Raw genomic sequence first — 26,114 nt, 5'->3', positions numbered from 1 at the left:
AAAGGAACGTCAAAGGAGACTATCCCCTTTCGGCGTTCTTTTTTTACCAATTACAATTAATAGAAATATAGACAGCCGCCGAGCAAGCCTATCCCCTATTCATCTTCCATGCTTATGGCATGATGGCCCGCAAGCTCGAATATAATGATAAGCATCCTAATGTGGAGGCCTATTCCTATGAACGAGCTTCTAGCAACTGCTCAGCACTTGTCGTATCGCAATAGCAGCATAGCTTATCAATTCTTGCCTAATCCCGGAAAACAAACGCTATTGTTTCTCCACCCGGCGTTCGCGGATCATCGGGTATTTTGCAAGCAGACGAGCTATTTCAAGAGCGGCTATCAGGTGATAGCCCTTGATATGCCCGGGCATGGCCGCAGCCAAGTTCATGGCACCAAAGTGACGTTAAAAGATATGCCGCACATTGTGGCCGCGGTTTTAGATAAGCACAACATTGCCGCCTGCCATGTGGTCGGCGTTTCCCTTGGCTCGCTCGCAGCTCAAGCATTCGCAGATCGTTTTAACGAGCGGGTGCTATCCGTTACGATTGTCGGAGGTTATTCCATTCATCGCGAAAATGCGGAAATTTGGAAGGAACAGAAGCGCGAGGGACTGCGGTGGCTGTTTTATTTTTTATTTTCCATGGGGCGGTTTCGCCGTTATGTGACTACCATTTCCTGCGCCAGCAGCTATGGCCGGGATGTATTCGCCCGAGGCGCGAAGCTGTTTAATCGGCGCTCTTTTGCAGCCATGTCGGGGCTGGGCGATTTTTTCACAAAAAAGGATACGCCGGTGCCCTACCATATGCTGCTCGTATACGGAGATCAAGATTTGAAGGTGCTTGTGGATCACGCGCACAGCTGGCACAAGGCAGAAACGCTGTCGCAGCTTGTGCTGCTGCCCGGTGCCGGCCACTGCGCCCAGCTCGACGCGCCGGAGTCGTTTAATTGCATATTGGAGCGTTTCATCAAGCCTGTATCCTGACGGGCATCCCTATCATACTGGCGAGCCGGCTATCGCGCCATCCGATGCAGCCATTGACGATCAGAACCGGATGCTGATCACTACGCTAGCGGGCAATGCCCTGTATCGCTATGACCCTGCAGCAAAGGAAATGTCGGTCGTCTTTGCTGGAGAAGGGCGGCTGCGCTATGTGAAAATAAAGGATAGCCGCGTTTATGTCATCACTTATAACACCGATGGCAGAGGAAATCCGGCAAAGACGGCTGATCGGCTGATGATTGTAAACGAGTTGAAGTAAAACATCCCGCCGCTTGAACGAAGCAGTGCCCCCATTTCCAACAGAAACGGGGGCACTGTGCTGAAGCTTTCCCTACACTCTGCTGAGCAAAAATTTCATTGTAGCGGGCGCGGCAGGTGTCGCTGATGATTTTTTCGCTTGTACCAAATAGATGATTTCCAGCCGATTTCCAAAAGCTTGCACAACAGGAGCTGGAGCCTCCGCCTCAACTTCAAGCGTTAGCCCTGGCAGCGTCCAGCGATTGGCCGCAATGCCGCGCGCGTCTACCCCTTGCCCCGTAATTTCAAAATAAAATTCAATATCGACGGCAGCACTGCACTGGACCTCTACCTCAAGCTCGCGTTCATTCACAGCTGCTTCATAATAGACACCTCGCAGATGGGTGTTCCAATGCTTGCCTACTTCGCGCCGAATGAGACGAAGATCGTATTTATGCCCATCCGCCGTTTTCCAATGAATCGTGGCCGGATGAAGCTGGCCGTTCGTGTTTTTGCTGCCTGACATAGCGCCCATCATCAGCTCTTTCTCGATCCAAGCCCGCGCTGTACATAAATTTGTATTTGCACCCGGCTGGTCCCGCTCACACAGCTCCCGGAACGGCTGCTCCACAAGCCGGTCGCGCTGATGCTCGGCAAGCTGCAGAAGCAGCTCCTCCGGTACATCTACGCCGACAAGCGCGATCATAATATCATGCTCCGTCTCACAGTTTATTGCGGTAAAATGCTCATAGCCTTTGCCGAGTGCCAAATACAGCATAACGCCCAGCGAGCTGTGGGCAGTCATTTCCATTTCGTAGGCACGGGCAAACGGGCCGGAAAGATTTTCGATATACGGATTATAAAAATCGGCGATGTTGGCCCAAAGCCCCTTCTCCATCGCATGCCCAAGCTGCTTAAAGGCCGCCGTCTTTCCATATTGCCGCCATAAACCAAGCACCGTCAAATCGACGCCATAATAGGTTGTCGTATTGAATTCGGATAAGGAGCCGAACTCCGCATAACGGGCATGAAGCTTCTCCGCCTCGCGGTCGGCATGCTCCAGCCAATCGCTGCGCTGCAGGCGTGTGCCGTAATAATGGGTAATAAACGCATGCATCAGCTCAATATTGGAATTCATCGGGACGACATCCGACAAGCGGCGTTCTATAGACCCGGTAACCGCCTTGATCATCGATTGCTCCATACGTTCGAGCAGCTGCTGCGGCAGCTTGTCTGCAAAATGCTCCAAAATGACAGCAAAAATGCAGCTGATGAACTCGCGCCAATTCGGATCGTAGCTTTTCCAAACTGGAGGCAGCACTTCATCTACCGCCGTCACAAGCCGGTCAGCCCATTCCTTTTTCGCTTGCTCGCCTTCTATGCCGCTGACCAAGCGCTCGGTTATTTTTTCAACGGTTTGCGCTAGAAAATAAGCATGGCCCTGCCCTAAGCTTTTCCAAGGGTAATTGCCCGCTGGCGGGTCGATTGACTCCAGTGCGCTTTTGAAGGTGCCATGGTAAATTTCATCCGGCGCATCGAATTGCAAATCAATAATTTTATGGAGCACCTCGCAAGCCCGCTCTATGTCGCCCGGCTCGCTGCGCAGCAGCAGTCCGAGTGCGTAATGTCCACTGCCCCTCGTGCCGTGCTTGCCATGCTCCTCGCTGTCGCCAATCAGCTTCGCCTTCTCATCATACTTTGCATCCATATAAGCCAGCGCTTGATCGACTAAATAACGGCGCTCCTCCGACAACTGGCTCCATTCTTTCCATGCCATGCCCTTTCTCCCCCTAGAAGTTCCGCCATTATCCGCCCGGTATTCATGCTTTAATTAAGGCCCTTGCAAAGAACGGCTTCTTTTATTAACGCCATGTAATAGCAACAAGCCCATTATAGCACTGACCGTGCACGCCAGATACATCAATTGTGCGCCACCCGCATTATACAAAAAGCCATTAAGCAGGTTGCCAATAATGCCGCCCAGCCCGACAAAAACCATATTAAATACGCTTTGTCCGGTCGCCTGCATTTCCTTGCCCGATACGTTTGCTACGTACTCAACCGCTGCGACATAAAAGAGTCCGAACGACAAGCCATGCAGCGCTTGGATACCTATCATGACAGGCGGGTACGGAAACAGCCATTGCACAGCCCAGCGCAGCGCATAGGCGAAAGCGGCAATGACGAGCGTCCGCTCCCTGCCGAGCTTGGCAATAATTTTAGCGGCCAGCAGCATGGAGGGCACATTAGTCATCGAAGCGAGCAGCAGCGCAAAGCCGACCATGGAGAAGCTTCCTCCTGCCTCCTGAAAGGAAAGCACAAAAAAGGAATTGTAGGCGGTCAGCGTCTGATTGACAAAAAAGCAGGCCACAAGAAACCATAGGAAATTGCGGTTGCCGAGCATTTTTTTGAACCCTTCGGTTAAGCTCACCGTCGTTCGGTAGCTTTCTGATTTATTCGAGAGCGTCAGCACCATTGCCACTCCAGCCGCACTGAATATAAAAAACGGCAGCCATAGCTGCGTAATGTGAAAATAAGATAAATACAAGCCGCCGGCATAACCGCCAAGCGCCGTGCCTAAACTCCCCAGGCTGCGAATCGTGCCATAGGAGGTGCGCCCTTCGCGGGCAGCGGTAACGGCATAGGAATCGGCGATCGGGCTTTGCGTCACGCTGAAAATAATCGACGTTGTATACACGATGACGAGCAGCGCAAAAATTTGAACATTGTAAAAGTAAGCGAGCACCGCGGGCATTCCGATGCTGCATACAAGCACCAGCTTCGTCTGGCGGTAGCGGTCCACCATGTAGCCCCAGAATGGCTGAACGATGATAGACAGCAGCGTGCCGAGAGACATCATCATGCCTACCTGACCCGCCGACATGCCTTGATGAACGAGCAGCGTCGTTAAATAAGGGTTGAACAAACCGCCAGCGAGCCCTGTAAACAAGTACAAGGCTCGCAGCTTTAGCAGCATTTTTTTCGCGTCATTCATGATGAGGTTGATTATCCTTTCACTGCTCCAAGCATTACGCCACTGACAAAGTAACGCTGCAGCCATGGGTATACGAGCAATATCGGAACTGTAGCAAAAATAACACTCGCTGATTTCAAGCTTTCTGGCGTAATTTGCTGCGTACCGCTGTGGCCTTCAAGGATGGCCAGCTCTGAAACCATATTGTTCTGAATCATTTGATACAGCTTGAGCTGAATCGGGTACAGCTCCGGCTTGGAAATATACATGAGCGTATCCTGAAAGCCGTTCCAGCGCCCGACGGCGTAAAAGAGACAAAGCGTCGCCATAACAGGCAGGGAAAGCGGCAATATGATGCGCATCAGCGTGCCAAAATGCGAGCTGCCATCAATTTCAGCTGCTTCCTCTAAGCTTTTCGGAATGCCATTAAAGAATGAAATCAGAATAATCAGATAAAAAGGACTAATCAGACCCGGCAGCACAAGCGCCCACACCGTATTGAGCAAATTCAGGTCACGCACGAGGATATATTCCGGAATGATGCCCCCTGTAAAAAACATCGTGATGACGATTAAAATCATAAACAGCTTTCTTCCTTTAAGCTGCGATTTTGTTAACGGATAGGCAGCAACAATCGTCATCGCCATACATAGCGCGGCACAAAGTGCCGTCAGAAAAACAGTAAAGCCCAATGATCGAATCATCGTCATATCCGAAAAAACCTTGCCGTACGCATCCCAGTTAAATCCGACCGGGAAGAGGGTTACCCTGCCCGATGTTATTGCCAAATTCGAGCTGAGCGATACCGCAATAATATGCAGAAACGGCAAAATACAAACGACTACTGCGAGTGCAAGCAAAACAATATTTACCGTATCAAATACGCGATTTGCCGTACGTTCATTCATGAATCCTCCGCACCTTTCCGTAAGAGCTACAGTATGCTCTCATCTGTTAGTTTTTTAGATGCATAATTGGCGCCGAGGACGAAGATCAGTCCTACAACAGCCTGAAACAAACCAACGACCGTCGCCAGCGTATATTCACCAGATTGAATACCGACGCGGTATACGAAGGTGCTCAGTACATCCGAATATTCGCGAACCGCCAAATTGCCGATAATATATGGCCGTTCAAAGCCTATTGTAATCATATTGCCAAGATTGATAATGAGCAGCGTTACAATTGTCGTTTTGAGGCCTGGAAGGGTAATATGCCAAATCCGTTTAAAGCGCCCCGCGCCATCAACCTCCGCCGCTTCGAACAGCTCGCGGTTAATGCCGGTCAATGCGGCCAAATATAAAATCGTTCCCCAGCCTGCGCTTTGCCACACGCCTGTTGCCAAATACGTGACCAGCCAATCCTTCTTATCCGTTAAAAACGGAATGGCATCAAAGCCAAGCGAGCTTAAAAAATTGTTAATCATGCCGGATTGCGTGCCAAATACTTGATATACAATGCCGCCTATAATGACCCATGATATAAAATGGGGAATATACAAAATCGTTTGCGATATTTTTTTGAACCAAACCCATTTCGCTTCATACAGCATAATCGCTAAAATTAATGGAGCAGGGAAGGATACTAATAAATCCAAAATATTAAGCATTAACGTATTGCGAAGCGTCAAATAAAAATCCTTCATCTTGAAAACTTCAATAAAAGCATCAAAGCCAATCCATTCACTGCCCGAAATGCCTTGAAACAGGTTAAAATCCTTGAATGCGATTTGCACGCCCCACATCGGTCCATATTTGAACACCAGAAAATAAAGGAGCGGGAGTGAAATCAGCGCGTAAAGCTGCCAATACCTGCGGAAATAAATGTTTGTGCTCAATGTTGTTCGCCCCTTCTTTCCTTCATAGGCAGTTGGCGCAGAGGGAGCCTGCTTCGGCCCGCTCCGCCCTCCTGCTCTTTACTTGCCCTCATAGCCTAAAACCCAAAGCGCAAACTGCTTTATTTCGCTTCTGTATAAGCTGCCGTACGCTCGTCCATCACTTCCTTGCCACCACGAGACATGTAATCCTCCATAGCAGTATCGAAAGTGCTGTCGAATTTATCTGGAGCCGCCATCGTTGTTTTAACGATCATTTCATCAAGCTTGCTATCAAGCGTAGTGCCATATTTGGTTTTGCTAGTGATTGGGCGATTGAATATGACCGGTGCAATCGTATCGGTATTAGCAAATTCCATCGATTGTGCAAAATCCTTTTGGAATTTAGACTCCACGCTGAACGTAAAGGCCTTCTTGTTTTGCTCTTCATCGCCTCCGACTTTACCGTTAGCCACAATGACAATATCGCCAAAGTTATAGATTCTGTCCGTCGCTTCCTTCGATGCACTATCTAATGTAACCGGTATGCCATCCTTCAGCTCGTAGTTCTCGCCTAATACACCATTTTGCATATCAATAAGCACATTCGTCGCGGACATCCAGTCCAAATATTTAATCGCTTCGACTGCGTGCTTGCTTGATTTCGGAACCATAATGTACAGGGCGTTAGGTGCATATTCCGGTTTTGCATGCAAGCCTTCTGCATTCGTGAACGGATCAATTGGTTCGAGAATAGCATTCGGACTGTTGGCCACTAGGCTGGCATATACCCCATCTTTATAATAGATATTTGGATAGTCATCGCTGAACATCCCAATTTTGCCGCTTTGAATATCCTGCGTCAGCTGCTTTTTATCTTGGTCGAGCCCAAAATCCTTGCTCATCAGCCCTTCATTGTAAAGCTTGTTCATAAAGCGCAGGCCTTCCTTAAAGCCCGGAAGCACTGGCAAATAATCACGGTTCGCCAGCTGCTCGTCCGTCGTTAATGAGCTTTGCGGCTGAATGAATGACCAGAGCAGCGGCTCAAACTGAGCCGGCTCAATCGTCATGCCCAGAGGAATAACGCTGCCCCCCGTTTCACCGGGATCTTTTTCTTTAAATGCTTTAAGCGCTTCGTAAAGCTCGTCTGTTGTCGCAGGCATCGGCAAGCCCACCTTGTCCAGCCAATCCTTGCGAATCCAAGAGGAATATCTTTCGGTTAACATTCTTTTGCCCGGGATAGCAAATTGCTTTCCTCCCAGTTGACCATAGGCCAGCGTATCGTCACCTAGAAAACTTTTAAGGTTTGATCCGTGCTCATTTAATAAGTCCGACAAGTCTGTAAGGCCGCCTTGCTCGGCATAACGCTCAAATACGGCTTGATCATACGTAAATACGATATCCGGCACATCATCGCCGCTTGCCATGAGCACGTTCAGCTTGGCAATTTCCTCAGAACGGGGGATCGGCACGAATTGAACATCAATGCTGCTCGTTTTGGTGAAGTTGTCTTTCACGTAACGGGTCAAATAGCTGTCTGTAATCGTATAGCCCTGCGGCGTATTGCCGCGATCGAAAATTTCTACTTTTAATGAAGAAGCCGCTGCGCCGCCTGCATTCGATCCTGAGCTTGCGGCCGGTGTTGCTCCGCCTCCGTTTGAACAGCCCGTAACCAGTACAGTTAATGCGAACGTACCCGCCATCCATTTTTTGACCGCCATTTTACTTTTGCTACGCTTCATTTGTTCACAGCCCCTTTTTGTTTGGTTTGCCCCGCCTATAGAGGTAAGCTTTCCTAACCTCGCTTGACGATGCCGCTTGTGGAGATGAGCCAAGTATGACATGATGACAGGAAATCTGACAATAAACAGAATTCCACCTCAAAAATCAGGTGGAAAATCGTCGTAAACCCTGTATTTCCGCTGATGTGACGCCTTTCCTGTAAACAGACCTTTTTCCGATTCGCTTGAATTGGCCATCCAAGGTGAAACGGCTGTCACCATCCTCTGGCAATGCGGCGTGTTTCAGTCCGAGAAATATAAGCCTATTTATACGTGTGAAACTTATACATTCTTATAGTTAAAAAAGGCCCCCGAATATGTTCGGGAGCCGCCTCGCAGCTAATGCTTATTCACTTGCATGCTCTGGCTTCATTTCGTATTTTCTGTAGTCTCCCGGCGTGACACCGACTATTTTTTTAAACACACGTCCGAAGGTAACGGAATTGGCGTAGCCCACCCGCAAAGCGATTTGTTGAATAACCTCGTCCGTTTGGCTCAGCAAAGTTTGGGCATGCACAATTCGCAGCTGCGCCAAAAAATCAACGAATTTTGTATTAAACTCTTCCTTGAACAAATGGCTCGCATATTTCGCAGATACTTGGAAGCGATCGCTCAATATCGTAAGGGACAAATCCGGATTCGTATAATGCTCTTCAATGTAAGCTTTCATCTCACTAATCATCGCCCGATAGCTTTTATTTTCATTAGTCGATACATATACTCGGTAAACCTCATTCATCATTTCCAGCAGCAAAGCTTCCATCTCGGGCAGCCGCTGTGCTTTATCCAGCTCTGCCCGCCACAGCTGCGCTTGCTGTCCGACGAAATAATCCTTCAGATTGTCTGAGAGGTCCATCAGCTCTCTGCCCAGCATTTGTCTAAGCCAATGGATGAGCATGCGAATGTCATGATCCGCAAGCAGCTCGGAGCCGACCATTTGAAACAGCGTATGCACCTGCTCCCGCCATTCCTGATTGGTCAAGCGAAACATTTTGACGATGCCAGCCATGATCGGGAAATATTTATAGGACTCCATATGCGGCTGCAGCGGCACATCCGAGCCAAACACCATTTCATTTTCACCCAGTGACAATACATATTGCAGCGCCGATCCGGCGGATTGGTAGGATTCCTTTAAGCTTAAGGCGCTATCCAAATTCGCCACAATGCCGATACCAAACTTCATCGTCAGCTCGAATTGGTTCGCGGCCCACTGGTGTGAGCTCTTGACGGCTAATCGCAGCATGTCTTTGAAAGCTTCATCATCATCTTCTGCTTCCTCTGCGGCACCACTTGTAAAAATAATGCCCAACTGGCTGCTGCCTATCCATTCCGCCCAGCTGTCCAGCTCCCTTTCCCGTGCCAGCTCCTGAAAAAGGTTCATAAGCGTCAACCGGAACGTTTGCTGATCTTGATGGGAGAAATCGCCGTAGGAGGCATCAAAATCATGCATTTCCGCAATGACGACTGCGGCATGCACCGCATGCTCCGACGCCTGCAGCACGGCTAAGGAGCGGCATTTTTCAACCCGATCCCCTTGAGCATTGCCTTCGATTAAATCGATAAAAAACTGCCGCCTGCGTATAAGCAGATTCTCATGATGCTGCATCTCATAATCTGCGGTCTGCTGAATAAGCTGCTCCAGCGCGTGGTCAATTAACACCAGTTCGTCCCTGGTCGTGACATCGGAGGAGCGCGCGGGAAGCGCCTGAATACGGCTCATCATCACCTGAATGGGCTTATAGTTTTTGCGCGTAATATAAATGATATAGAGGACGGCTAGCAATAAGGTAGCCAGCCCAATAATAATCCATACATAAGAAATGACGGATACCCACGCGAATAGCTGCCCGGCACGCAAGCCGCTGCTGAACGTCCAGCCCAGCTTTGGAGATACTAGCGTCGTTAGCACAGTACCCTTATCGTCAATACTCCCCGTTCCTAAATTGCCTTTTGGAAAAATAGTTTCGCCTTCCTTGCCCGTTACATGAAGAAAGGAAACGTTGCTGCGCGTCATATCATCAATCATTCGGCCTAAAGGATAGACGCCGAGATTAATGACTAAAACGCCTTCCTGGCCGAAGGGAAGCGGCAAGCGTTTATGCATGCTGATCACTTCCTCCGGCTGGTCGGATTCCAGCAGCTTGAAGGAACGAATTTGCGACCAGCGCTGAAAGGACGGTTCATCCAGCGCCTGCTCCAAATAAGCACGATCAGCAAACACCTCCTGCGTCGTAAATCCATATTTGCTAACGATGCGATGATCGGACAGACGGTATATATACACAGAATCAAGCAGCTCATTGTTGCTTTCCAAAACCCACAGTTTTTTAGCGAGCTCCATAAATTCGGGACCGCCCTTCTCCACATCACCCGCAAGAAATTGTCCGTAGACCGGGTCGTTTTCCATTTGACGCAATATTTCCATCTCGACTTGATTGACCGCTCTGTCGAGACTATCGACGACATAGGAGGTGGAAATGCGATTCGCCTTCTCCGTTTCATTTCTCGAAATCTCATTCACAATGAGGAAGGAGAGGAAAATGACAATAGATATCGTTAAAATAAAAATCGGAAAATACGAAAATAGCAATCTGCGATACCAATTTTTTGACATAATCCTCACTCCAAATCTGACAGCATCGAAATTGCCATGCGATTATTCCTTACAAACACCCTTTTCATGATAGCTTTTATAACATTGTATCAGATATGTCGAGAAAACAAAGCTTAATTCAAAAAAAGATGGCAGGAAAGCCCTTACATTTGCAATGTAAGGGCTATATAAATGGACAATGAAAAAAAGGGAATGCTTCGGAGCTTCATTAAACCCCTCGCATTCCCTTTTAGTCGCACCGTTAAGCGCCAATGGCTGCTCTTCGATCTCAAACGTTGCCGACATTAATGTCTAGGCAGCTTCCGGTCCACCCGCTCCGCTGCGGGACTCGCTAATAATTCTGCAGACATACTATCGCTCATTTTAGCTCCAAAGTTTTGAATTCGAACGATTTATTTTCGCAGAAAAGAATGTAATATGTTGAACTTTGTAGTATAAAGGAAGTAGTTCATGATAAATTACCCATATTTAACAAGAAAGAAGAGGTTCTATGTTTCTACAAAACTTGACCGCCATCAAAGAACATCGTCCTGATTTATTTCGTAACATACAGCACTTAGAACAAATCGCTCAGATGGATGAATTGTCTATAAAGCAAGATTCAAAGAATTTAAATAATCTTATTTGCGAAATAAATCAACAGTCCATAAGCTTGCACCTAGAGGAAAATCCTGTACAAGAGGCCGACAAAATCCTGCTTGAAGTCGCAAAAGAAATAAACCAGCAGAAGCACCATGTCATTTTTTATGGTACTGGTTTGGGACATCATATTAGAAAGTTCACGCAAATGTATCCTAACGTTCCTTATTCTATTTTTGAGCCTTCTGCTAAAATCCTAATTGCCTTCTTTTCTTATGTTGATATTAAGGAATTGAATATTCCAATGCTTCGAAATATTAGCTTAGGATCACCTAAAAACCAATTTAATTTGAAAGAAATAAAATCAATTCTGTATCAAATCCCTAAAAGCTTTACCTTAATTACCTTGCCTTCTTACCTAAAAATTCTCCCTATAGCCCATAATAAATTTCTCAAGTTAATTCAAACAGTCATTCACCAAAAAAAGATCAATCTAAGCATTAGCCAACGTTATGAAAAAAAATGGATCACTAACAGCTTTGAGAATTTTGCAGCTACGCTAAATACACCTAATTTATTTGATTTCCGCAACCATTTTCAACATAAGCCCGCTTTGCTGGTTGCCGCAGGACCATCCCTGCAAGACGAAATAGATCAATTACGTATCATAAAGCAGCAGCGCTCCGCTTACATCATATCAGTAGGATCTGCTATAAATACACTAGTTGAGTTTAAAATTATACCTGATGCCGCCTTTACATATGATCCAAGCGAATTAAATTATAAAGTTTTTCAAAAAGCCATCACAGAAAACAAGTCCCCTTTTCCAATGGTATTTGGCACTTCAGTGGGAACGGGGGTAGTCGCACAGTTCCCTTGGAAAAAAATTCATTTGCCAATGAGCCAAGACATGCTTTATGGCTTTTACATAAGTGGCAGTAAACAAACACCCGTATTGAGCGATGCAAGCAGCATTGCCATTGTGGCTCTGCAAGCACTCATGCTGATGAACTGTTCTTCAATTATTCTAGTAGGCCAAAACTTCGCCTTGCGTGACAAACAATATTATGCGGCTGGCGTTCCTTATGAGGCAGCTGATTCCAAGGTAGTTGAACAAGTTATCAGCGTAGAAAACACATTGTTGGAAACCAACCCCGGTTTAAACGCTATGCGCAAAGAAATGGAATATGTTATCCGACTAAAACCAAGTCAAACTATTATTAATACAACAAAAGGAGGAGCAAAAATTGACGGTGCGCCATTCCAAACGTTATCTTCCGTCATTGATACGATACTCGTACCAAATGCAATCAATAAAGAATGGTTCGCGCATTCAATGACAAATCCAATTCAATTTTCTTACTTAACACAACGTCAGCAGCAAATGCTTGAACAGGAGAGTCAAATACTTCCCATTTTCGCTACTTTACAGCAAACAATGGCGGATATTCAGATTAGTCCTGAAAAAAGCAGATTCCAATCTTTTGATTTTGCTTTTAAATCTTTACAAGACAATTTATTTTTCAAATTTATCCTCCATCCACTAACAAGAGTAAAATACGAAATTTTATACAGCTATATTATGAATATAAAGATTGAAACCGATATAAATAAAAAGAAAGATTTGTTATTGTCTGGATTTGGGCAGTATTTATATGAATGTTATGAAGATTACAAAATGATCCAACCCTATTTTCATAATTTGAATGTTATTATTGACGACTTTACGAATCATAAAAAGGAGTAGACGCTCAGGATGAAAAAAATGAATCAATTCACACTTAGCCGTACGAAAAAAATTATCACACTAACCGCAGCCTCTACGCAACTTGCAAACATGTTTGCCCCTTTCGTGCTTTATGCTTCTTCGCAGCCCCCTATGATTACACCATCATTGACGAGTTCGGTATCTGAAATTACTTATTCACCAAATTTAATTTATTCTCTTAATTCTCCCTCATATTTGGATCTTATAGACTTTTCCCCTGTATCAAGTGGAGTACCCGTAGATTCAAATATAATGCTCTTCTTTAACGAAACGGTTAATTTAGGGAACGGAACGATAGCGATCTATCGTGATATTAACAGTACGGCTGAACAACTCATTACCATCTCTAGTGGCACTATTAACGGTGCATCTCTCATATTAAGCGGCAACATGGTAGTTATAGATCCTAATTTAGAACTTCAGGAAAATACAGATTATTATGTCGATGTATCTAGTGGACTTTTCATATTTTCAGATGGCAATCATTTTTTGAGTAATGAAAATGCTTCTTGGTATTTTAAAACAGAGGATACATCGCCACCCGTCCTATCCTACACTTTCCCAGAAAACGGCGATAGCATCGCCCCTGTATCCGGGGGATATACGCTTCAGTTTAACGAGGAGGTTTTATTTGGTTACGGTGAAATCCAGCTTTTTAAACAAGGCGTACCTACACCTATTCAAACCTTTGCGATTTCTGGCTCTCCTAATTCTTATGCCGATTACGCGTCTTATTCCGGTGCCACGATTCATCTTTTGTCTGACTTAAGGCTTGAGCAGGAAACCGATTATTATATACACATCACTTCTGGCACCTTTGTTGACAGATCCCATAACCCTTTCGCCGGGCTATTAGATTCTTCCTCTTGGCATTTTACGACTATGGATGAATACCCCGAGCTAATAGGCTTTGGACCCTATTCACTTTCCGGGCTACCTGTTAATCCAGATACGGATCTCATGTTTTCTTTTAATGAGCCTGTTCAATTAAACAACGGCACGATTTCCATTCGCCGAACAGACAATCTGCAGGTTGCTCGTGAATTCACGATCTCTAATGGCCATATCAGCGGGGCTTCCGCTTCCTTTAGCGGCAATTCGTTCATTTTAAATCCAGACTCAAAATTAGACGATTTTACTACTTATTTTATTAACATTACAAGTGGAGCCATTACTGACCTGAACGGCAACCCTTTCTTTGGGCTTTTTGATTCCTACTGGAGTTTTTCAACCGGCGATTCTACGCCACCCGTCCTAACCTATACGTTCCCAGAAAACGGCGACAGCATCGCTCCTGTATCTGGAGGCTACATGCTTCAGTTTAACGAGGAGGTTTTATTTGGTTACGGTGAAATCCAGCTTTTTAAACAAGGCGTAACTACACCTATTCAAACCTTTGCGATTTCCGGCTCTCCTAATTCTTATGCCGATTACGCTTCTCATTCCGGTGCCACCATTCTTCTTTTTTCTGATGTAAGGCTTGAGCAGGAAACCGATTATTATATACACATCACTTCCGGCACCTTTGTCGACCGATCCCATAACCCTTTCGCCGGACTATTAGATTCTTCCTCTTGGCATTTTACGACTATGGATGAAGAACCATTCCTTATGAATTTCTTGCAGCAATCACTCTCTGGGTTGCCGACGAATACCGAACTTGGCTTTCTTTTTAATGAGCCTGTTCAATTAAACAACGGTACGATTTCCATTCGCCGAACAGACAATCTGCAGGTTGCTCGTGAATTCACTATCTCTAATGGCCATATCAGCGGGGCTTCCGCTTCCTTTAGCGGCAATTCATTCATTTTAAATCCAGATATAGATTTAGATGGTTTTACCTCTTATTTCATTAGTTTTTCCAATGGTGCCCTTTCCGACCTCAACGGGAACCCTCTCATTGGGCATGATGATTCCTATTGGAATTTCTCTACTGGCGCCCAAACACATACAGGCAGCAATCAGCCAAGCCCGACAACGACACCATCCAATCCCGTGGTCGTCCCAGGCGAAACTGCACCAATAATCGCAAATTCCGCTCAGGTTAATGTAATTACTGTTCCATTTAAAACGGGACAGGAAAAAATCATCACATTACCTGCTAACCAAAATGGCTCGGCAGCACTTATTTACTACTATGATCCAAAATACAAGCAATGGATCGCGCTGCCTACGCAGCACGACGGCAATACGCTCCATGCCGATATGCCTGCTGAAAGCTGGGTTGCGGTTATCGAAAATCAAAGCGTCTATCAGCCGGTCGATACGGCAAGCAATTGGGCCAATAAAGATATATTAAAGCTGATGAGCTTGAATATTATTCAAGGCTATGAAGATCAAACCTTCAAGCCTAATCAAGTGACCAACCGCTATGAAATGGCGGTTATGATGGCGAAAGTGTTGGGTTTACCACTGGCAAGCACTGACGTCACAGCGCTGAACAGCCTTCCCGACTCTGGCAGCATTCCAGAATGGGCAAAACCGGCAGTTGCCGCCCTGCTGCAAAATAATATTATGCTCGGCAGCGCGCAAGGCTTCCAAGGCAGTGAATCCATAACACGGGCACAGCTTGCTGCTATGCTGGGACGGATTTTGCCAGCAGCACAAAATAATGCGGCTTCATCCTTTAAAGATCAATCTTCCATTCCAGCTTGGGCCTCCGATGGCATTCAGAAAGCGATCGAGCTTGGCATCTTCCAAGGCTATCCTGACGGAAGCTTCCAGCCGGATAAAACGCTGACGCGCGCTGAAATGGCAGCCGTCATCACGCGACTGATGGATTATTTGATCCAACAGCCGAATCAATAATTGTTCAAACCAAACAAGCTCAAGACCACGTGGTCTTGAGCTTGTCTGTGTTTTTTTCAAATCCCACTTACACCTAGGCTTCTAACAAGCTATACCCATAATCCAAACAATCCTTCATTCACGCCTAGGTTGTACATATAATACAAACCAAATACAGCGCTAACGACGCCGGTTGCCCCAATTAAGACGCGATTGAGCTTGAAGCGGCTGGAAGAAAGAATAAACGGAATGCTGATGAAGGTAGTAAAACATAACATGCCGATTACCGTACCAACGCCAAATACGACGATATAGATCAGCCCTTCGCTAATACTGTTCACTGTGCTCATCGTCAAAACGACCATCGCTCCGCTGCCAGCGAGACCATGAATGAAGCCAATCAGCAAAGATTTACGATAAGAGCCGTGAAAATGCTGACTATCCTTCGCACCCGCAATCGCACGCCTGTTTCTAAGCGAAATCATCGTATTTACGCCCAACACGACGATCATGACACCGACAAGAAATTCTAGCGACATCGCCCATTTTTCCGTCATCTCGCTTCTCATGGCCATGAGGATAAAACCGACAATAAACAGCGTCAGCGAATGCCCGATCCCCCAAAATACGCCGGAAAAGGCAGACTTAACAATATGCTTGCTTTTAATCGCAATCGTGGATACCGCAATGACATGATCCGGCTCAAGCGCATGCTTGATGCCCAGCAGAAACCCGATCGCTAGCACAGAGAGTATACCTGCATCCATTTCATGACCCCCTGTTTTTCATATCTATATCCGCTACTTGCGCAGCTGAAAAGCATCCTTACCAAGCAGCAGCGGGCGCAGCTCGCTCCAAATGACATGGAACAGCGCCTCAAGCTCTGCTCCGCTATTGCCAAGGCAGCGCACGACTAGGCCATTTGCCTCCAAGAGCGACACGCCGCCATAAATCTCCTGCCCTAATCTACTACTATTTGACGGCTTCACATTCGAATAACTGTCCAGTATACGCCGCACCGCATCCACATGCTCTGCTGTAATCTTTTCAGATAAAAACCAAAAATTACCGAAATGAGAATAACCCCCGAGCACCGATTGGGGCGGATACTTCCGCGGCTCCAGCCTTAATGGGTCCCATACGACAAGCCGATTCTCCCAATACACCGCCAGCTCGCTGTGCAGCATCTCGTATTCGAACGTTTCTCCGTAACCCGCACGGCCAGGCGTAATGATCTCACTCATCAAAAGCTGTGCCCCCCGCTGCAGACGAACTTCCGTATTCCCTTTATAACGGACATCCTTATAAGGAACGAGCGGCCCTGGAAAATACTCCAGCACAGCATCTTTCCCGACTCGAAAAAGATTGTTCTGTCCGCTCGTCGACTCGCCCATTCCCGGATGCAGCTTGCACGATGACTGGGTCGTTAGCAGCAGATGTGCGTTTTCCCCTACTTGGCAATCCAGCTCCTGAACATCTCCGCCGAACAGGCCGGGAGATGATTCCATTAAATAAATAATCATCTCGCCGGATGGCCCTTTGAACGGGCGGGTAATTTTCAGCGGTGCTTGATGAGCCGAATAGCTTAAAACATTTTTTCCATTAATAAAATCAATTTCACCCTGCCATCGGCTATGCATGGTCGTGATGATGCTCGTGATGATGGTGATGAGTATGGCTATGCTTTAGCGCTGGGCAAGCTGCGATAATCCATTCCACAACTTTAGCTGCACTTTCTTCGCTTTTGAGATTGGTCATTACAAATGGACGGTCCCCGCGCATCCGCTTGGAATCCTCGCTCATCACCTCAAGGCTTGCTCCGACATAAGGGGCGAGATCGATTTTATTAATGACGAGCAGATCAGAGCGGGTAATGCCAGGCCCTCCTTTACGCGGAATTTTTTCGCCTTGGGCAACATCAATGATGTAGATAAACATATCGACCAGCTCTGGGCTGAATGCTGCCGCCAAATTGTCGCCGCCGCTTTCAATGAACAGCAGATCCAGATCGCTAAAACGCTCCTCCAGATCCTCGACCGCCTCCATATTCATCGATACATCCTCGCGAACAGCGGTATGCGGGCAACCTCCTGTCTCCACTCCAATGATGCGCTCCTGCGGCAAAACGCCTGTTTTGGTCAAAATGACCGCATCCTCTTTCGTATAAATATCATTAGTAATAATGCCGATGCTATAGTCCGGATACATGATTTCGCTGATTTTCTCCAACAGCGCTGTTTTCCCTGAGCCTACAGGACCGCCAACTCCGATACGCAGCGCTCTTCCTCCTTGAAACGGCGTGCTGTTCCAGCTATCATGGGCATGGCTATGATTTGCTCCTCCACACATATGCTTATCTCTCCTTCATCTTTATTACTTGCTAACGCGATGGCTAGCTTCATCCACCATTAAGACATAAATAAGCGGGAATACAGACTTTCATGGCGCATAGCTGCAATTTCCTGCATGACGTTCGCGGTATACATCTGGCTGGGCAAAAGCGGCTCCGCTGTTATCGCCGCCGCCTCGCGCTCCAGAAGCGGAAACAAGGCGGTCATTATTTTTTGGCCATCGGTCTGGCCCAGGCTCCACATTCGAATTAAATTTTGCAGCATGCTGTTAACCGTCTGATATAAAAAGCTGAGCACCGCCATATGAGGCGTTAGCTGCAAAAACGCGCAAATCCAGCCATGAACGATCGCCGCATTCGCGTCCCCGCGTTCATGCTTGATCCAAGACGCATAATCGCCAAGCAGCGTTTCGGGGTATACCGCCTGCACAGTATGCAAATAGCGTTTGCCGATTTTGCTTGCCCCTTCTCTGGACTCCCGTGCCAGGCGCGTGCCCGTCATCCGGCGCGATAAATCCAGCAGCTTCGACTTAATCTTGTCCTGCTCCTGCTTCTCAGACTGCTGCCTGGACTGCTGCAAGTAGGCTGGCACCCAAATGGCACTCCAATACACGCCAGTGCCTTCAATAGGGGAAACGGTGCCTTGAATATAACCTTCCATCCATGTTAAAAAATCAGGAATAGTTCGGATTCGCTCCTCCTGCACATACGTTTCCAGGCCAAAGGAATGGGAAAATGCCCCTGTCGGAAAAGCCGAGTCTACTAATTGTGCTACCTGCAAAAAAGACATCATCCTTGGCTTCTCCCTCCAAGCGAGCTTCTAAAATAAGTAGTATCGCTGCGCCATCGGAAGCACGCTCAGCGGCTCGCAGATTGCCTGCTCGCCATCGACCAGCACCTCGTACGTATCTGGATTAACGGTAATTTCCGGCGTTAAGTCATTTAGCAGCATATCGCGTTTGCCAATCGTGCGGCAGCCCGATACCGGCAGTACCTGCTTCCCAAGGCCCAACTGCTGTTTAATTCCAGCTTCAGCTGCTGCTTTCGATACGAAGGTAATACAGCTGCTGTATTTCGCCTTGCCATGCGCGCCGAACATGAGCCGTCCGATTTTGGGCTCCGGCGTTGGAATCGAGGCATTAGGATCACCCATGATTGCGAAGGCAGGCATGCCGCCCTTCAGTACCAGCTCCGGCTTCGTCCCGAAAAATTCTGGCTTCCACAAGACGAGATCCGCCCATTTCCCCGCTTCTACCGAGCCTACATATTTAGAAATGCCATGGGCAATGGCTGGATTTATCGTATATTTAGCTACAAAACGCTTTACCCTGCTGTTGTCGTTGGGACTTACCTCTCCCGCTTTCCCATCCTCGCCAGCCCCACCATTTCCAGCCAATGGGCCACGCTGGCGCTTCATTTTATCGGCCGTCTGCCAAGTACGGGAAATGACCTCTCCCACTCGGCCCATCGCCTGCGAATCAGAGCTAATAATGCTAAGCGCCCCCAAATCATGCAAAATATCTTCCGCTGCAATTGTTTCAGGACGTATGCGTGAGTCAGCGAAAGCGACATCCTCGGGGATGTTGCGATCAAGATGATGGCAAACCATCAGCATATCCAAATGCTCTTCTATCGTATTAATCGTAAAAGGCTTTGTTGGGTTCGTAGATGACGGAATGACGTTCGGATGCCCTGCGAGTGTAATAATATCCGGCGCATGGCCGCCGCCCGCCCCTTCGGTATGGTACGTATGAATTGTACGTCCGTTTATGGCTTTAATCGTCTCTTCCACAAAGCCCGCTTCATTCAGCGTATCGGTATGAATCGCTACCTGGACGTCCATTTCATCCGCGACTGTGAGCGCCGCGTCGATAACAGCTGGCGTTGAGCCCCAATCCTCATGAATTTTAAGGCCAATCGCCCCCGCCGCTATTTGCTCGCGCAGCGTATCCAGGCCGGATGAGTTGCCTTTGCCAAGAAAACCGATATTCATTGGGTATTCCTCAGCCGCCTCCAGCATGCGATGAATATGCCAGCTGCCCGGTGTACAAGTCGTTGCTTTCGTTCCCTCTGCTGGCCCCGTTCCTCCGCCAATCATCGTCGTCACGCCTGAAGACAGCGCCGTCTCGATTTGCTGCGGGCAAATAAAATGAATATGCGTATCGATCCCACCTGCAGTAATAAGCTTCCCTTCTCCGGCAATGACCTCTGTGGAAGCGCCTACGATGAGCTCAGGATGAACGCCCTCCATCGTATCCGGGTTGCCCGCCTTGCCGATAGCGATGATTTTCCCATCCTTAATGCCAATATCACCCTTCACAATACCAGCGTAATCAATAATGACAGCATTGGTAATAACCGTATCGAGCACATTCTCATCCCGAGTGCGAAAGGCTGACTGCCCCATGCCATCCCGCAGCACCTTGCCTCCGCCGAACTTGCATTCATCGCCATAATGGGCATAATCGCGTTCAATTTCTATAAACAGCTCTGTATCAGCGAGCCTCACCAGATCGCCTATCGTCGGTCCAAACATGCTGATATAGGCTTCTCTAGAAATCGGCAAACCCACCTGTTTATCCTCACCCTCAGTACTTAACGGCGAGGCCGCTCCGCCATAAGCTACGAGCTGAACCGGCTTTTCCTCGCCTGGCTCGAATCTCACAGCCGTTCCAGATGGAATATTGAGGCGGAAGCCTTCTGCTGCGGCACGGTCAAAATCCAGCTTAGGATTTACTTGTGCAAATGGAAAATGCGACCCTACTTGAATCGGCCGATCCCCACAGTTCATTACTAATACGTCTCTTACTATGCGACCTGTATTTTGCCAAACGACATCCTGCTTCGGAACTACCTCGCCGGGAATCATTGTTCACTCCCCTTCCTTCGCGGAACAATGGGGTCATGAATCGTAACTAGCTTCGTTCCATCTGGAAAAGTGGCCTCGACCTGCACCTCATGAACCATCGACGAGATACCTTCCATCACATCTTCCTCGGCAAGAATGGTACGCCCGTAACTCATAAGCTCAGCTACCGTCTTCCCGTCCCTTGCACCTTCCATAATCTCATAAGTAATAATGGCAACGGCTTCAGGATAATTAAGACGCAGGCCGCGAGCTTGCCTTCTCCGTGCCAAATCGGCTGCCAGCACGATAAACAGCTTTTCCTTCTCTCTCTCCAGCAAATACATAGCTACACTCCTTTATAGCGTCATCTTCCCATGTTGTATAAACTATATTGTTCTTGTCATATATACTAACATGAAAACCCTTATTTTTGGATATTTTGAACAAAAAAATAAATATTGCGTCCGAACGCCAGCCAGCCTCATATAAAAAAGCCTCCAGTCCCACGAGATTCGTAGTTCTGAAAGCTTCTTATGCGCCATCTAATTCACCTCAGTGAAGGCCACCTTACTGCCGTTAACCTTTAACTTAAAGTTTAGCATTTTGCTCCAATTGGGCACGAATGCCTTCACGATCGATTTGAATCCAATATTCAACGATTTTTCCAGCTTCAACCCGATAAACCGCACTTGCTATTTCAACAATCGGTTTTCCTGTCGGCACAACACCGTCTATTTCGCCCAAATGGTTACCCACCTGCTTCCAGCGCACGTAAACCTGGTCATCCTGTACTAAAAATTGTTCAACGGTTAATGTAAACTCCCCATATATTTGCATCATTTCGCGGACATGAGCAGCATAATCTGCTGGCGACCGCTCTACCGTCACTTCCTTTTCCGATTGAACCTGATGGGCCAATACGCATTCCGCCATTACGCCATGTACCGCTTCAAGCTCCTTGCCTGAACGCACCTTTTCAAAAAATTCGCGTACAACCTGCGCTGCCGACATCCTCATCCCTCTTCCCCTAATGGCTATGAATCTAGCAAGCTCAAAATCATATTCATGCTATTGTCAACAAAAGAACGATCTGGGCGGGCTTTCATCAAAACCGTAAGTCCTATAAGCGACACAACCAGCGTTTGGGCCAACCCCTTGGCGTTGATATTGGAATCAAGCTCGCCCGTACTAATGCCTCGTTCAATCGTCTCCTCAAAAATAACAGTGAGGTACATCTGATGCTCTCTCGTCAAAATTTCGAATTTCTCATCATGAGGGGACAGCTCCACCATTGTATTAAGGCAAAAGCACCCCATACTCGGGCCTTCCCGGTATTCTTTATTCAGCTTTTGCTCAAAAAAAGCACGAAACGCTTCTTTAACCGAAGCCTTCTTCTGCAGGCTCGCACGTACATGAGCGGCATGCTCCCTTGTATATTTTCGCAGCGCAGCTTCAAACAGCGACTTCTTATCGCCAAAAGCCGCATAAATGCTTGGACGCTGAATTCCCATCGCCGCAGTCAAATCACTTAAAGAAGTCGCTTCAAAGCCCTTCTCCCAAAAAATTTGCAGCGCCGCATCCAATGCCTGCTCCTCATTAAATTCGCGTAATCGGGCCATAGCAACCTCCAATTTAATAACGATCGGTATTTTATTATTTTAAAATTGAAAAGGCATACTGTCAATGTGAAAACATTCATACCTTGACAAGGGTACGGTTTTGAAATTATAGTAATCAAGCATAATTATGTACTGATCAGTATTTTATATTAGGCAATGAATGACCCTCACAAAACCGAAGCCATGAAGGAGTTATTTTTGATGATGAAAAAAAGAACACCGTCTGCGAACTTCGACGCCGCAGCTGTACGAGGTAAGTCCAAAGAAAGCCCCATTCCGGTTTTATCGCGAAAAAAAGCGTTATTATTCGCCTTCGCCTGCGGGCTTGCCGTAGCCAATATTTATTTTGCCCAGCCCTTGCTGGACGCTATTTCGGGCGAGCTGGGCATAGCCGCCTCCTCGATAGGCGCGGTCATTACGGTTACCCAAATTTGCTATGCGCTTGGATTGCTGTTGCTGGTGCCGCTTGGCGATTTAATAAATCGCCGCACACTGATTGCCACGCAAATGCTGCTATCCGTCATCGCCTTGCTAGTCGTGGGCTTCTCCACAAGCTCGGCTGTACTGTTTGCAGGTATTGCCATTGTCGGACTGCTTGCTGTTGTCACCCAAACCTTGGTCGCATTCGCAGCGGCGCTAGCTTTACCTGCTGAACGTGGACAAATCGTTGGAGTTGTAACGAGCGGCATCGTGATGGGTATTTTACTTGCTCGCACCTTTGCCGGCATTTTGACAGACATCGCTGGTTGGCGCTCTGTATACTTAGCTTCTGCAGCCCTTACTCTTATGATGGCTGTCGCGCTGTATCGCATCTTGCCACGCGATGAACGGCAGCGTGACAGCCTATCGTACTGGCAGCTGCTGCGCTCTGTACCCACCTTATTTGCGGAAGAACGGGTGCTTCGCGTCCGTGCTGTGCTAGCGCTGCTCATTTTTGCCGCCTTCAGCATATTGTGGACGTCTTTGGTACTGCCGCTTAGCGCTCCGCCCTTCTCGCTTTCGCACACCGCAATTGGCGCCTTCGGTCTTGCTGGCGCGGCTGGAGCTTTAGCCGCATCGAGAGCAGGACGGCTTGCTGACCACGGCTTTGGCCAACGAACAACAGGCATCGCGCTTGCGCTGCTGCTTATTTCCTGGCTGGCCATTCGTTATGGCGACCAATCTCTTTTTCCATTAATAATAGGTATTATCTTGCTGGATTTAGCCGTACAGGCTGTACATGTCACCAATCAGAGCATGATCCTCAGCATTCGGCCGGAGGCGCGAAGCAGACTGACTGCCGGTTATATGGTATTTTATTCCATAGGAAGCGCAGCCGGCTCTATTGCTTCTACTAGCATTTACGCTTATGCAGGCTGGGGCGGAGTATGCTGGCTCGGGGCAGGCGTTAGCTCTATAGCACTCCTTTTTTGGGCGGCAACCCGGTTGCCGAAATCTGCTGCTTAGCTCTCCCTTTTCTTTCAACGGCGCATCCGGGAGTTGTATTGGGGTTTCCATTGCTTTAGGCCGTTATCCCCTTAGCTCAGAAAATGTCTGCGCACTATATGGCACAACGTTTCTGAGCTAAGGGGATAACTTAGCAAAGCGCAAAAAAACAGCAGCAGCGTTTCGCATGAACGATACAATTGCGGCGGAAAGACGCATGGCGAAATCAGTATGAATTCTAAATACATCGGGATAGCTGATGCGCACAAGCTAATAATTCCCCAGGAAATAAAGAAAGTTATTACAGCTATCATAAGAAGCTTGCGGATGCTTTTAGGCATCTTGAAAAACTCAGTTTTCCCATTGATTAACTTTAAATTCTCATCCGGGGCATCAAGAACGTAACCACTCCCGGAATAATCAGCAGCCTATGAGCCATATAAGGAGGCTGTGCTGGCATTGGCGCAAACTGGGCAAGCAGACCTAGGACGGTTGCAGCTCTATCCATTGCGTTCGCGTAATTCCACCACTAATCAGAGACCCGATGTTTATTTATCCGCATCTCCGCCAGACGATCCGCTGCACGGAAAGAAGGAATTTGCTGCTCTTTCGATATTTCAAAAATACGCTGGAGCTGGCTGTAAATTCCCTCTACCTTGCTGAGCACACGCTCCCGGTTATAGCCATACAATTCGTCAGCGACATTCATTAAGCCGCCGGAGTTGACGACGTAGTCTGGAGCATATAATATGCCTTGGGCCGCAAGCTGATCGCCATGCTTTTCTTCCTTCAGCTGATTATTGGCAGCACCAGCAACCACCTTTGCCTTTAGCAGAGGAAGCGTATCATCATTAATAATTCCGCCCATCGCGCATGGAGCAAAAATATCGCATTCGACGCCATAAATATCATCCACGCCGACCATTATTGCCCCAAATTCAAGGACAACGCGCTCTGCATTTGCTTTCACGACATCGGTCACGATCAGCTTTGCGCCCGCTTCATGCAAATAGCGGCATAAATGATAGGCAACGCTGCCTACACCCTGTACCGCAATCGTTTTTCCCTTTAGATCAGTTGACCCGAAAACTTCAAGGGCGGCGGCTCTGATGCTGTGAAATACACCGAGTGCTGTAAATGGCGAAGGATTCCCCCCACTGCCAAACTCTGGCGATACTCCCGTAACGAATTTCGTCTTCTGACGAATAAAATCCATATCCGCCACAGTCGTCCCTACATCCTCCGCCGTGATATATCGCCCGTTCAATGTCCCAATGAATCGTCCAAACGCATGAAACAGCTCCTCGCTTTTATCCGTCATGGGGTTGCCGATAATGACCGCCTTGCCCCCTCCCAAATTAAGCCCTGCAACGGACGATTTATAGGTCATGCCTCGCGCAAGCCGGACGACATCGTGGACGGCGGCCTCCTCCGTTGCATAGGGATACATGCGAGTACCGCCAAGCGCCGGTCCAAGCGTCGTATCATGAATAGCGATAATTGCCTTTAAGCCCGATTTGCGATCATAACCAAAAATGAGCTGCTCCACATCATATTGCTCCAACCGCTCAAAATACAAAACACCCACTCCTATCTCCACTCAAATAATGTCAGATATAATAACACTATGATTATTCATGAGGTTCATACAGGTATTAAGGGTTTTAGAATATCCCTCTTGATACTCTATTCTTTAAAGCTATGATTTGACTCATCCGCTTGCCTAGCCAACCATGCAAGTTTTACTAGACGGTTTGCCTTCGATGGCCCCCATATAGATGGGCCGCAAACAAAAACAGCCTTATTTTCTCGGCGACCCAGAACCGTAATCGTTCTGGGCGAGAGCAAAATAAGGCTGTTTAGGCTAGCTATTTCATTCTATTCCTCTTCTATTTTTGAAAAGGAATTAATTTGCGCACCTGCTCGTTCCGCAGCCAAATGCCACCCCAAGCAAGCACAGCAAGATATACAGGAAATAATGTGTTGCTCAGCAATGGCGCATCCAAGCGCAGATGCGTCGCGATAACCCCGCCGAAATAACCGGTCAGCAGCACAACGCCGAGAAACGACGTACGCGGCAGCGCATATAAAATCGTGGAAATGAGCGCAAGGACGCCCAAAATGACAATATGATGCTCCTGAAACCCGAGCTCGAGTGTTGACTCCACTACAACCGCAGGCTTAATCAGCTTCATAATGCCATCAAACAGCATAAACAAAATAACCAAACCGCTCATAATCCAGGATGTCCAAAGCCGTCCTTTTGAAGTGCGAGCATACATCGATAGTTCCCCCTACGTTTTTGAAAATATTG

At 47.4% G+C, this 26,114-nt stretch carries 21 protein-coding genes; 5 read left to right on the top strand and 16 right to left on the bottom strand.

The annotated features are described in order from the left end of the window. The first annotated feature begins 177 nt into the window (after positions 1-177). Both BBD42_RS19570 and BBD42_RS19565 read left to right on the top strand, forming a co-directional pair. Positions 178-984 (top strand): alpha/beta fold hydrolase, encoded by an 807-nt coding sequence (locus tag BBD42_RS19570; protein WP_172455560.1) that lies wholly within the window; start codon positions 178-180, stop codon positions 982-984. A gap of 70 nt (positions 985-1,054) precedes the next feature. Continuing rightward, positions 1,055-1,261 (top strand): hypothetical protein, encoded by a 207-nt coding sequence (locus BBD42_RS19565; RefSeq protein WP_099519530.1) that lies wholly within the window; start codon positions 1,055-1,057, stop codon positions 1,259-1,261. 72 nt (positions 1,262-1,333) lie between these two features. Here BBD42_RS19565 and BBD42_RS19560 read toward each other — a convergent pair whose 3' ends face one another. The 6 genes from BBD42_RS19560 to BBD42_RS19535 form a co-directional block, all read right to left on the bottom strand. Then, the gene (locus BBD42_RS19560) at positions 1,334-3,016 is read right to left on the bottom strand and encodes a DUF8769 domain-containing protein (RefSeq protein ID WP_099519529.1); all 1,683 of its coding nucleotides are present in this window, start codon (positions 3,014-3,016) and stop codon (positions 1,334-1,336) included. Positions 3,017-3,070: 54 nt separating this feature from the next. Further along, the gene (locus tag BBD42_RS19555; RefSeq protein WP_099519528.1) at positions 3,071-4,234 is read right to left on the bottom strand and encodes an MFS transporter; all 1,164 of its coding nucleotides are present in this window, start codon (positions 4,232-4,234) and stop codon (positions 3,071-3,073) included. 11 nt (positions 4,235-4,245) lie between these two features. Beyond that, complete coding sequence (locus tag BBD42_RS19550; protein WP_099519527.1) at positions 4,246-5,121, bottom strand: carbohydrate ABC transporter permease; 876 nt, start codon at positions 5,119-5,121, stop codon at positions 4,246-4,248. Positions 5,122-5,147: 26 nt separating this feature from the next. Further along, on the bottom strand, positions 5,148-6,050 hold the full coding sequence (locus tag BBD42_RS19545; RefSeq protein WP_099519526.1) for an ABC transporter permease: 903 nt from the start codon (positions 6,048-6,050) through the stop codon (positions 5,148-5,150). Between the two features lie 119 nt (positions 6,051-6,169). Further along, complete coding sequence (locus tag BBD42_RS19540) at positions 6,170-7,768, bottom strand: extracellular solute-binding protein (RefSeq protein WP_099519525.1); 1,599 nt, start codon at positions 7,766-7,768, stop codon at positions 6,170-6,172. A gap of 385 nt (positions 7,769-8,153) precedes the next feature. Continuing rightward, positions 8,154-10,424, bottom strand: coding sequence for a helix-turn-helix transcriptional regulator (locus BBD42_RS19535; protein WP_099519524.1), 2,271 nt, complete (start codon positions 10,422-10,424; stop codon positions 8,154-8,156). A 490-nt stretch (positions 10,425-10,914) separates the two neighbouring features. Here BBD42_RS19535 and BBD42_RS19525 point away from each other — a divergent pair, with 490 nt between their 5' ends. Further along, positions 10,915-12,750, top strand: a complete 1,836-nt coding sequence (locus BBD42_RS19525) for a motility associated factor glycosyltransferase family protein (RefSeq protein WP_099519522.1) — start codon at positions 10,915-10,917, stop codon at positions 12,748-12,750. A 9-nt stretch (positions 12,751-12,759) separates the two neighbouring features. Continuing rightward, entirely contained in the window at positions 12,760-15,579 is a 2,820-nt protein-coding gene (locus BBD42_RS19520) for an Ig-like domain-containing protein (RefSeq protein WP_099519521.1), read from the top strand. An 89-nt stretch (positions 15,580-15,668) separates the two neighbouring features. Here BBD42_RS19520 and BBD42_RS19515 read toward each other — a convergent pair whose 3' ends face one another. The 8 genes from BBD42_RS19515 to BBD42_RS19480 all read right to left on the bottom strand — a co-directional run bounded on the left by BBD42_RS19515 (position 15,669) and on the right by BBD42_RS19480 (position 22,375). Next, entirely contained in the window at positions 15,669-16,325 is a 657-nt protein-coding gene (locus BBD42_RS19515; protein ID WP_056029939.1) for an urease accessory protein UreH, read from the bottom strand. Between the two features lie 33 nt (positions 16,326-16,358). Continuing rightward, entirely contained in the window at positions 16,359-17,198 is an 840-nt protein-coding gene (locus BBD42_RS19510; RefSeq protein WP_099519520.1) for an urease accessory protein UreD, read from the bottom strand. Continuing rightward, on the bottom strand, positions 17,191-17,907 hold the full coding sequence (ureG, locus tag BBD42_RS19505; RefSeq protein WP_099519519.1) for an urease accessory protein UreG: 717 nt from the start codon (positions 17,905-17,907) through the stop codon (positions 17,191-17,193). Before ureG ends, BBD42_RS19510 begins: the two co-directional genes overlap by 8 nt. 59 nt (positions 17,908-17,966) lie before the next feature. Beyond that, positions 17,967-18,701 carry an urease accessory protein UreF gene (locus BBD42_RS19500; protein ID WP_099519518.1) on the bottom strand — a complete coding sequence of 245 codons (735 nt, stop codon included), beginning with the start codon at positions 18,699-18,701 and terminating at the stop codon, positions 17,967-17,969. A gap of 27 nt (positions 18,702-18,728) precedes the next feature. Further along, on the bottom strand, positions 18,729-20,777 hold the full coding sequence (ureC, locus tag BBD42_RS19495) for an urease subunit alpha (protein WP_099519517.1): 2,049 nt from the start codon (positions 20,775-20,777) through the stop codon (positions 18,729-18,731). Then, complete coding sequence (locus tag BBD42_RS19490) at positions 20,774-21,100, bottom strand: urease subunit gamma (protein WP_056029948.1); 327 nt, start codon at positions 21,098-21,100, stop codon at positions 20,774-20,776. The genes ureC and BBD42_RS19490 overlap by 4 nt, the downstream gene beginning before the upstream one ends. Positions 21,101-21,344: 244 nt before the next feature. Continuing rightward, on the bottom strand, positions 21,345-21,767 hold the full coding sequence (locus BBD42_RS19485; RefSeq protein WP_099519516.1) for an ester cyclase: 423 nt from the start codon (positions 21,765-21,767) through the stop codon (positions 21,345-21,347). A 23-nt stretch (positions 21,768-21,790) separates the two neighbouring features. Continuing rightward, positions 21,791-22,375 (bottom strand): TetR/AcrR family transcriptional regulator, encoded by a 585-nt coding sequence (locus tag BBD42_RS19480; RefSeq protein WP_099519515.1) that lies wholly within the window; start codon positions 22,373-22,375, stop codon positions 21,791-21,793. 201 nt (positions 22,376-22,576) lie between these two features. Here BBD42_RS19480 and BBD42_RS19475 point away from each other — a divergent pair, with 201 nt between their 5' ends. Beyond that, positions 22,577-23,821, top strand: coding sequence for an MFS transporter (locus BBD42_RS19475; protein WP_237163157.1), 1,245 nt, complete (start codon positions 22,577-22,579; stop codon positions 23,819-23,821). A 508-nt stretch (positions 23,822-24,329) separates the two neighbouring features. Here the strand turns inward: BBD42_RS19475 and BBD42_RS19470 are convergent. Then, positions 24,330-25,379, bottom strand: coding sequence for a Leu/Phe/Val dehydrogenase (locus BBD42_RS19470; protein ID WP_481855886.1), 1,050 nt, complete (start codon positions 25,377-25,379; stop codon positions 24,330-24,332). A gap of 310 nt (positions 25,380-25,689) precedes the next feature. After that, complete coding sequence (locus BBD42_RS19465; RefSeq protein WP_056029960.1) at positions 25,690-26,082, bottom strand: DoxX family protein; 393 nt, start codon at positions 26,080-26,082, stop codon at positions 25,690-25,692. Positions 26,083-26,114 lie beyond the last annotated feature (32 nt).

Origin of the sequence: Paenibacillus sp. BIHB 4019 (assembly GCF_002741035.1) — a bacterium.
Taxonomy (GTDB): domain Bacteria; phylum Bacillota; class Bacilli; order Paenibacillales; family Paenibacillaceae; genus Pristimantibacillus.
This window is presented reverse-complemented; position numbering and strand designations above follow the sequence as displayed.

Coding starts and splice junctions, on each gene's coding strand:
- BBD42_RS19570 (WP_172455560.1), top strand. CDS start 178: ATGAACGAGCTTCTAGCAACTGCTCAGCACTTGTCGTATCGCAATAGC.
- BBD42_RS19565 (WP_099519530.1), top strand. CDS start 1,055: ATGCTGATCACTACGCTAGCGGGCAATGCCCTGTATCGCTATGACCCT.
- BBD42_RS19560 (WP_099519529.1), bottom strand. CDS start 3,016: ATGGCATGGAAAGAATGGAGCCAGTTGTCGGAGGAGCGCCGTTATTTA.
- BBD42_RS19555 (WP_099519528.1), bottom strand. CDS start 4,234: ATGAATGACGCGAAAAAAATGCTGCTAAAGCTGCGAGCCTTGTACTTG.
- BBD42_RS19550 (WP_099519527.1), bottom strand. CDS start 5,121: ATGAATGAACGTACGGCAAATCGCGTATTTGATACGGTAAATATTGTT.
- BBD42_RS19540 (WP_099519525.1), bottom strand. CDS start 7,768: ATGAAGCGTAGCAAAAGTAAAATGGCGGTCAAAAAATGGATGGCGGGT.
- BBD42_RS19535 (WP_099519524.1), bottom strand. CDS start 10,424: ATGTCAAAAAATTGGTATCGCAGATTGCTATTTTCGTATTTTCCGATT.
- BBD42_RS19525 (WP_099519522.1), top strand. CDS start 10,915: ATGTTTCTACAAAACTTGACCGCCATCAAAGAACATCGTCCTGATTTA.
- BBD42_RS19520 (WP_099519521.1), top strand. CDS start 12,760: ATGAAAAAAATGAATCAATTCACACTTAGCCGTACGAAAAAAATTATC.
- BBD42_RS19515 (WP_056029939.1), bottom strand. CDS start 16,325: ATGGATGCAGGTATACTCTCTGTGCTAGCGATCGGGTTTCTGCTGGGC.
- BBD42_RS19510 (WP_099519520.1), bottom strand. CDS start 17,198: ATGCATAGCCGATGGCAGGGTGAAATTGATTTTATTAATGGAAAAAAT.
- ureG (WP_099519519.1), bottom strand. CDS start 17,907: ATGTGTGGAGGAGCAAATCATAGCCATGCCCATGATAGCTGGAACAGC.
- BBD42_RS19500 (WP_099519518.1), bottom strand. CDS start 18,701: ATGATGTCTTTTTTGCAGGTAGCACAATTAGTAGACTCGGCTTTTCCG.
- ureC (WP_099519517.1), bottom strand. CDS start 20,777: ATGATTCCCGGCGAGGTAGTTCCGAAGCAGGATGTCGTTTGGCAAAAT.
- BBD42_RS19490 (WP_056029948.1), bottom strand. CDS start 21,100: ATGTATTTGCTGGAGAGAGAGAAGGAAAAGCTGTTTATCGTGCTGGCA.
- BBD42_RS19485 (WP_099519516.1), bottom strand. CDS start 21,767: ATGTCGGCAGCGCAGGTTGTACGCGAATTTTTTGAAAAGGTGCGTTCA.
- BBD42_RS19480 (WP_099519515.1), bottom strand. CDS start 22,375: ATGGCCCGATTACGCGAATTTAATGAGGAGCAGGCATTGGATGCGGCG.
- BBD42_RS19475 (WP_237163157.1), top strand. CDS start 22,577: ATGATGAAAAAAAGAACACCGTCTGCGAACTTCGACGCCGCAGCTGTA.
- BBD42_RS19465 (WP_056029960.1), bottom strand. CDS start 26,082: ATGTATGCTCGCACTTCAAAAGGACGGCTTTGGACATCCTGGATTATG.